At 72.0% G+C, this 7,571-nt stretch carries 5 protein-coding genes and 1 pseudogene; 5 read left to right on the forward strand and 1 reads right to left on the reverse strand.

Annotated elements, in window-relative coordinates; genetic code table 11:
- The 5 genes and pseudogenes from TSB10P1A_RS07890 to TSB10P1A_RS07910 all read left to right on the forward strand — a co-directional run.
- A pseudogene (locus TSB10P1A_RS07890) lies at positions 1 to 347 on the forward strand (glutathione synthase); the annotation flags it as partial.
- Between the two features lie 156 nt (positions 348 to 503).
- The gene (locus TSB10P1A_RS07895) at positions 504 to 2,030 is read left to right on the forward strand and encodes a YifB family Mg chelatase-like AAA ATPase (RefSeq protein ID WP_186387379.1); all 1,527 of its coding nucleotides are present in this window, start codon (positions 504 to 506) and stop codon (positions 2,028 to 2,030) included.
- 64 nt (positions 2,031 to 2,094) lie between these two features.
- A complete protein-coding gene (locus TSB10P1A_RS07900; RefSeq protein WP_186387380.1) occupies positions 2,095 to 3,093 on the forward strand; it encodes an LLM class flavin-dependent oxidoreductase in 999 nt (332 codons plus the stop codon).
- A gap of 114 nt (positions 3,094 to 3,207) precedes the next feature.
- On the forward strand, positions 3,208 to 5,625 hold the full coding sequence (locus tag TSB10P1A_RS07905) for a hybrid sensor histidine kinase/response regulator (protein WP_186387381.1): 2,418 nt from the start codon (positions 3,208 to 3,210) through the stop codon (positions 5,623 to 5,625).
- Between the two features lie 310 nt (positions 5,626 to 5,935).
- Positions 5,936 to 6,808, forward strand: a complete 873-nt coding sequence (locus TSB10P1A_RS07910; RefSeq protein WP_244293037.1) for a GNAT family N-acetyltransferase — start codon at positions 5,936 to 5,938, stop codon at positions 6,806 to 6,808.
- A gap of 83 nt (positions 6,809 to 6,891) precedes the next feature.
- Here the strand turns inward: TSB10P1A_RS07910 and TSB10P1A_RS07915 are convergent, their stop codons facing one another.
- Positions 6,892 to 7,194 (reverse strand): DUF1330 domain-containing protein, encoded by a 303-nt coding sequence (locus TSB10P1A_RS07915; RefSeq protein ID WP_186387383.1) that lies wholly within the window; start codon positions 7,192 to 7,194, stop codon positions 6,892 to 6,894.
- Between the last annotated feature and the right edge of the window lie 377 nt (positions 7,195 to 7,571).

A 7,571-nucleotide genomic window follows, 5' to 3' on the forward strand; every position in this document is an offset into this window, starting at 1 on the left:
TGCCCGAGGTCTCCAAGGGCGACAAGCGCATCCTGCTGGTCGACGGCGAGTTCGCCGGGGCGGTCAACCGGGTGCCGCAGGAGGGGGACCTGCGCTCCAACATGGTGCGCGGCGGCGCGGCGCGCGAAGCCGACCTTACCCCGCGCGAGCGCGAGATCTGCGCCCGTCTCGGCCCGGCCTTGCGTGAAAAGGGCCTGATCCTCGTCGGCATCGACGTCATCGGCGGCTACCTGACGGAGATCAACGTCACCGCCCCGACCGGCATCCGCGCCGTCGCCCGCCTCGGCGGACCCGACATCGCCGCCCGTGTCTGGGACACGGTCGAGGCCAAGCGGGCCCGCGCGTAAGCGCCCGCTCCTCTCCTCGCCCCCCTCTCCTCGCGCCCCTCTCCCTCCCCCTCCTTACGGTTGTGACCGACCAGCGGTTGCGCTAGGTTGCAGTCCATTGCGGTTGCAGCGGTTTCGCACAAGCCATTGGGGCGGGGCGAGGGGGGCGGTCAATCAATGGTCTCGCGGGTCACCACGGTCGCGTTCCAGGGCATCGAGGCGAAACCTGTCGACGTGCAGGTGCAGATCGGCCCCGGCCAGGTCGCCTTCACCATCGTCGGCCTGCCGGACAAGGCGGTGGGCGAGAGCCGCGAGCGGGTGCGCTCGGCGCTGATCGCCTCCGGCCTGTCGCTGCCGGCCAAGCGCGTCACGGTCAACCTCGCGCCGGCCGACCTGCCCAAGGAGGGCTCGCATTTCGACCTGCCCATCGCGCTGGCGCTGATGGCGGCGATGGGGGCGCTGCCGGCGGCCGAGCTGGAGCGCTATGTGGTGCTCGGAGAACTGGCGCTGGACGGCACGATCTCGCCCGTCGCCGGGGTGCTGCCGGCGGCGATCGGCGCCAACACGCTCGCCCGCGGGCTGATCTGCCCCGCGGCTTGCGGCGCGGAAGCGGCCTGGGCCGATCCGGAGATGGAGATCCTCGCCCCCGTCTCGCTGATCCAGCTCGCCAACCATTTCAAGGGCACGCAGATCCTGTCGCGGCCGCAGCCGAAGCTCAGCGCCAACCTCACGGCCCTGCCCGATCTTGCCGAGGTGCGCGGCCAGGAAAGCGCCAAGCGGGCGCTGGAGATAGCCGCCGCCGGCGGCCACAACCTGTTGATGATCGGCCCGCCGGGCGCCGGCAAGTCGATGCTGGCGATGCGCCTGCCGTCGATCCTGCCGCCGCTCAGCCCGCGCGAACTGCTGGAAGTCTCGATGATCGCCTCGATCGCCGGCGAGCTTGCCGATGGCAAGCTCAGCGAGCGGCGGCCGTTCCGCGCGCCGCATCACTCCGCCTCGATGGCCGCGCTGGTCGGCGGCGGCATCCGCGCCCGGCCGGGCGAAGTCTCGCTCGCCCATAATGGCGTGCTGTTCCTTGATGAACTGCCCGAGTTCCAGCCGCAGGTGCTCGACGGGCTGCGCCAGCCGCTGGAAAGCGGCGAGACGGTGATCGTGCGCGCCAACCACCGCACCAGCTACCCCTCGCGCGTCCAGCTCATCGCGGCGATGAACCCCTGCCGCTGCGGCCATGCCGGCGAGCCCGGCCATGTCTGCCGGCGCGGCGAGCGCTGTGCCTCCGAATACCAGTCGCGCCTGTCCGGCCCGCTGCTCGACCGGCTCGACCTTCGGATCGAGGTGCCGGCGGTTGCCGCCTCCGATCTTCTGCGCCCGGCACAGGGCGAAAGCTCCGCCACGGTCGCCGAGCGGGTGGCGCGTGCCCGCCGGCGCCAGAGCGAACGCTTCGCCGCGCTCGGCGTTGCCGCCCGCACCAATGCGGCGGCCGGCGCGCGGCTGATCGAACAGGTCGCCGCCCCCGATGCCGCCGGCCTCGACCTGCTGCAATCGGCGGCCGACGCGCTGCATCTCTCCGCGCGCGGCTATCACCGGGTGCTGAAAGTGGCGCGAACGCTGGCCGATCTCGACGGCTCGGACGCCGTCTCGCGGCTGCATCTCGCCGAGGCGCTGAGCTACCGGGGCGCCGCGCTGGAGCGGCGCGCCGCCTGAGCAAGCGTTCCACCCTTGGCTGCCGGGCTCCCGCGTCCTAAGTGAGGCTCCAACGGAGATCCTCATGAAACATTATTCCCTTCTCGATCTGGCCCCCGTGCCGGAAGGCAGGACGGCGGCCGACGCGCTCGCCAACACCATCGACCTCGCCCGCAAGGCGGAAGCTGTGGGCTATCACCGCTACTGGCTTGCCGAGCACCACAACATGCCGGGCATCGCCAGCGCGGCGACCTCCGTCGTCATCGGCCAGGTGGCGGCGGCGACGAAGACCATCCGCGTCGGGGCGGGCGGCATCATGCTGCCCAACCATTCGCCGCTGGTCATCGCCGAGCAGTTCGGCACGCTGGCAACGCTGTTTCCCGGCCGCATCGATCTTGGCCTCGGCCGCGCGCCGGGCACCGACATGGCAACGGCGCGGGCGCTGCGCCGGCACATGGCGGGCGAGGACAATTTCCCGCAGGACGTCGTCGACCTCATCGCCTATCTCGGCGCCCCGTCGGAAGGCGGACCGGTGCGCGCCATTCCCGGCGAGGGCACCCATGTGCCGGTCTGGATCCTCGGATCGAGCCTTTACGGCGCCCAGCTTGCGGCCGCCTTCGGCCTGCCTTACGCCTTCGCCTCGCATTTCGCCCCCGCCATGCTGGAGGAGGCGCTCGCCGTCTATCGCAGCACCTTCCGCCCCTCCGACCAGCTCGCCGAACCCCGCGTGATGGTCGCCGCCGGCGTCTTCGTCGCCGACACGGATACGGAAGCCCGCTATCTGCGCTCCTCGCAGGTGCTCTCCTTCGCGCGGCTGCGCAGCGGGCGTCCGGGCAAGCTGCCCGCCCCGGTCGAGGACGTGACCGCCGAGATCCCGCCCCATCTGCTGGCGCAGGTCGACCAGGCGCTCAGCGTCTCGGCCACCGGATCGCCCGACACCGTCCGGCGGGGGCTGGCTGCGATCCTCGAGCGCTACCGGCCCGACGAGCTGATCGTCACCGGGATGATCCACGACCATGCCGCCCGGGTCCGGTCCTTCGAGCTGGCGGCCGGGATCCTCGACGATCTGAGGGAGGCCGCCTAGGGTCAGGACCCGCTGGCGCAAAGCCTTTTGCCGCAACGGTTTCTCAATCTCTCCGGCCGAAACTGGGCGGGTTCGTGCGCCCTGCGCGAGCCAGCCGAGTGACGAGGAGAACAGGTGGCCGCCCCGAAACGCCAGGACGGACCGGAGCAACGCGACGCCGGACCGATCGCCCCCGAGCGCGCCCAGGCCGGCGCGGGCGAGACGTCGCTGCGCCCCGACACTCGCCCCGAGACCCGCCCCGACACCCGCCCCGACACCCATGCGGCGACCGCCCCCGCGTCGTCCGGCCCCTCGCTGCTGACGCTTGGCGTCGCCGCCGCCAGCTTCCTGGCCGGCGCCGCCCTGGCCGTCTGGCTGGTTCCCGAGCATCTGCGCCTTGTCGCCGCCGGCAGCGCGCTGGCGGTCACCGGCCTTGCCATCGGCCTTGCCGGCGTGCTGCAGGGCGCGCGGCAGGCCCATCGCCGCGCCATGGCGCAGGCAAACGCCCGCCTTGCCGCGCTCGACGCCGAGCGCGGCCTGCTCACGGCCGAGACCGAACGGCTGCGCGACGAGATCTGGCGGCTGAAGGAGAGCGACGGCCGGCTGCGCGACGTGCTCGACACGCTCGGCGACGTGGTCACCCGCTGGCGCGCCGGCGGCGAGATCGTCTATGCCAACGACGCGGCCGAACGGCTGCTGCCCGAGGGCTGGGCGCCGACCCTGCCGGCAGAGGCGCAGCCGGACGGCGAGGCCGAGGCCAGCCGCGACATCCGGATCGAGACCGCGGCCGGTCCGCGCTGGTTCGCCCGCCGCGACGTGCCGGTGCGCGACGGGCGCAGCGGCGAGCCCCTGATTCAGACGATCCTGCGCGACGTCACCGACCGGCGCCGCATCGAGGACGCCCTGCTGGCCGCCTGCACCCAGGCGGAGACCGCCAACGCCTCCAAGAGCCGCTTCCTTGCCACCGTCAGCCACGAGATCCGCACGCCGCTCAACGGCATTCTCGGCATGACCGGCCTGCTCGCCGACACAAGGCTCACCGCCGAGCAGGCGAGCTATGTCGAGGCGGTGCGCGCCTCCGGCGAGATCCTGCTGCTCCTGATCAACGAGGTGCTCGACCTCTCGCGCATCGAGGCCGGCCGGCTGGACCTTGCGCCCGAGGAGATCGCGCTTGCCCCGCTCGCCGAAAGCGTCGTCGAGCTGCTGTCGCCGCGCGCCCAGTCGAAGGGGCTGGAGATCGGCTGCTATATTTCGCCGGAGATGCCGGCCCGGCTCGTCGCCGATCCGACGCGGCTGCGCCAGATCCTGTTCAACCTGGCCGGCAACGGGTTGAAATTCACCGAGCAAGGCGGCGTCGAAGTGTCGATCGAGCCGGTGGCGGAGCAAGCCGGCGCGGCGCCGCGCCGCTTTGCGATCACCGTGCGCGACACCGGCATCGGCTTCGCGCCGCAGGAGGCCGAGCGGCTGTTCGAGGAGTTCGAGCAGGTCGACCACGGCCCGGCCCGCCGCTTCGACGGCGCCGGCCTCGGCCTTGCCATCTCGCGCCGGCTGGCGCGGCTGATGGGCGGCGATGTCACCGCCCGCTCGGCGCCGGGCGAGGGCGCGACCTTCCGCGTCGAGCTGCCGCTGGAGATCGCCGCCTCCGCGCGGCAGGCGGAGCCGGCCCCGCAGGCGCTCGCCGGCGCCCGTATCGCGCTGGTCTCGACCAGCCGCATCGAGATGCCGCTGATCGCCCGCTCGCTCGCCGCGCAGGGCGCCGCAGCCGTGCTGCTCGCCCCCGGCAACGAGGAGGACGACGACGCCCTGCTCACCGCCGACCTCGTGCTGCTCGACCCGCTCGCGGTGGCCGATGCCGGCGCCTGGCTCGCCAGCGCCCGCGCCGCCGGGCTGGCCGCCCCCGCCGGCGTGCTGCTGGCGCCGAGCGAGCGCGACCGGCTGCCGCGCCTGCGCGAGGCGGGCTTCGGCGGCTATCTGATTCGCCCGGTGCGCGCCGCCTCGCTGCGCGAGTTGTGCGCGACGCTGCTCGGCCGCGACGCCGGCCTCGGTTCCGGCCCCAGTTCCGGCCCCGGTTCCGGCATGTCGCCCTGGGGCCGGCCGGAGCCGCGCGCCCTGACCGAGGCCGAGACGGCGGAGCGGGACGGCCCCCACAGCGCCCGGCCGTTGCGGGTCCTCGTTGCCGACGACAACGACATCAACCGCATGCTCAGCGAGGCCCTGCTGCGCAAGCTCGGCCACGAGCCGGTGGTGGTCGCCGACGGCGCCGCCGCCCTTGCCGCCGCCGCCGACGGGTCCTGCGACATGCTGTTGATGGACCTGCACATGCCGGGCATCGACGGGATTGCGGCGATCCGCCGCTTCCGCCAGATGGAGCAGGCCGGCGGCTGGCCGCGCGCGCCGGTCTATGTGGTCACCGCCGACGTCACTCCGGACGCCGAACAGGCGGCCCTTGCCGCCGGTGCCGATGCGGTCCTGTCGAAGCCGCTCGACCCGGATCTGCTTCGCCGGCGCATTGTCCGCCGCCTCCCCGAGACCCCGCTTCCGGGCGCCGACTGAAAACTTCGCCGATTGTCACGCAAGTGTTGGGAAAGTATGGTCTACGGCACGGTCAACGCAAACGACCGTCCGCCATGCGCGGCCGACTCGCACCAGGCTGATGCCGGCATGCTTTGCCGGCTGTCTCCCTGCCGTATGCGCGACGGCCGGCACCAACGACAAGACCCTGACCGGACCAGGCATTCGGACCGGCAGAGATATCTGGCGGCGTCTGCGGGAGGCAAGCAGGGAAGGCTTCGGGGCCATGACGAGAAACGTTGTTCTTTCGCCGCTGTCGCCGCGCGGCCTGATGCGCAAGTTCGTGCCGGCGATGGCCTCGTCCGGCTGGCTGCCCGGCATCAAGGCCGCACCGGCAAGCCGCGACGTTCCCAGCCTCGGCCGGATCGGCTCGCTGGAGGTGCGCCTGGCGCGCAGCGCCAAGGAGATCCGCAAGGCCCAGCAGCTTCGCTATCACGTCTTCTACGAGGAAATGTCGGCGATCGCCGATGCCGCGACCGAAGCGAACAAGCGCGACGTCGACGCCTATGACGACATCTGCGACCACCTCCTGGTGCTCGATCACGAGGCGTTCGAGCGCAACAAGCTCGGCCGCAAGGTGCCGCGCATCGTCGGCACCTACCGGCTGCTGCGCCAGGACGTCGCCGAGCGCCATGGCGGCTTCTACACCTCGGCCGAGTTCGACATCCAGTCGCTGGTCGACGCCCATCCGCGCCTGCAGTTCCTGGAGCTCGGCCGCTCCTGCGTGCTCAAGCCCTACCGCACCAAGCGGACGGTGGAGCTGCTGTGGCACGGCATCTGGGCCTATGTGCTGATGCACCGCATCGACGTGATGGTCGGCTGCGCCTCGATCGAGGGCACCGATCCGGACCGGATGGCCTCGCAGCTCGCCTTCCTGCACCACAATGCGCGGGCGCCGGAGCCCTGGCGGGTGCGCGCCCTCGACGCGCGCTATGTCGAGATGAACCGGATGCCCAAGGCCGAGGTCAACGAGCGCCAGGCGCTGCGCGAGCTGCCGCCCCTGATCAAGGGCTATCTGCGGCTCGGCGCCTATATCGGCGAGGGCGCCGTGGTCGACCACCAGTTCGGCACCACCGACGTGCTCATCGTCATGCCGGTGGAGGCGCTGAACAGCCGCTATGTCAACCATTACGGGGCGGATGCCGGCCGTTACGCCGGCCAGTAGCCGCTCCGGCCCCCCTTCCGCCCCTCAGTTCCGCCCCTCAGCTCCGGCCGCCCGCTCCGGCCGCCCGTTCCGGGGGCCGGCGGTTACGGCTGCGGGCCGTCATAGCCCTCGATGATCACCAGGTCCGAGACGGCGTGCGAGGCGCGCAGCGACTTGGCATAGGCATAGGCCTCGCTCTCGTAGCAGGCGAGCGCCTTCTCGTAGCTGTCGAACTCGATCACCACGTTGCGCTGGCGCGCCGTGCCTTCCTTGCACTCGAAGCGGCCGCCGCGCACGATGAAGCGGCCGCCATAGGCGCGGAACGCCTCGGCATTCGCCTCGATATATTTCCTGTAGGCGTCCGGATCGCTCACATCGACCCGTGCCACCCAGTATCCCTTTGCCATGCTTGCACCTTTCGCGGAGTTGCGGCGGCGCGGCGCCGCCTGCCTCGTCGTCCCGAGCCGGTCAAGGCGTAGCGCGCGGCGGGCCGGGCTGTAAAGCCGCGCGGTGCATCCGGCGCCGCCGGCGACCAGGCTTAACACCCCCTTAAATCGCCGCATTTAGGCTCCAAGGCGAAGCTTGGACGCGCGCGCATCTGACCCGCGCGGGGTCTGGCCGGCGCGGCGAGATCCGCGCGCACTGGAGGGAACAGGCCGAATCGATGGCTCGGGGATCGTCAACCGGAGGCCGGCGCACCACCCGCGTCGAGCCGAAGATGGAGCGTGGCGGCGCGACGCTCGACATGCGCCTGACCGGAGCCGACCGGCCGGCCGCCGGCGGC

Origin of the sequence: Stappia sp. TSB10P1A (assembly GCF_900185725.1) — a bacterium.
Taxonomy (GTDB): Bacteria; Pseudomonadota; Alphaproteobacteria; order Rhizobiales; family Stappiaceae; genus Stappia.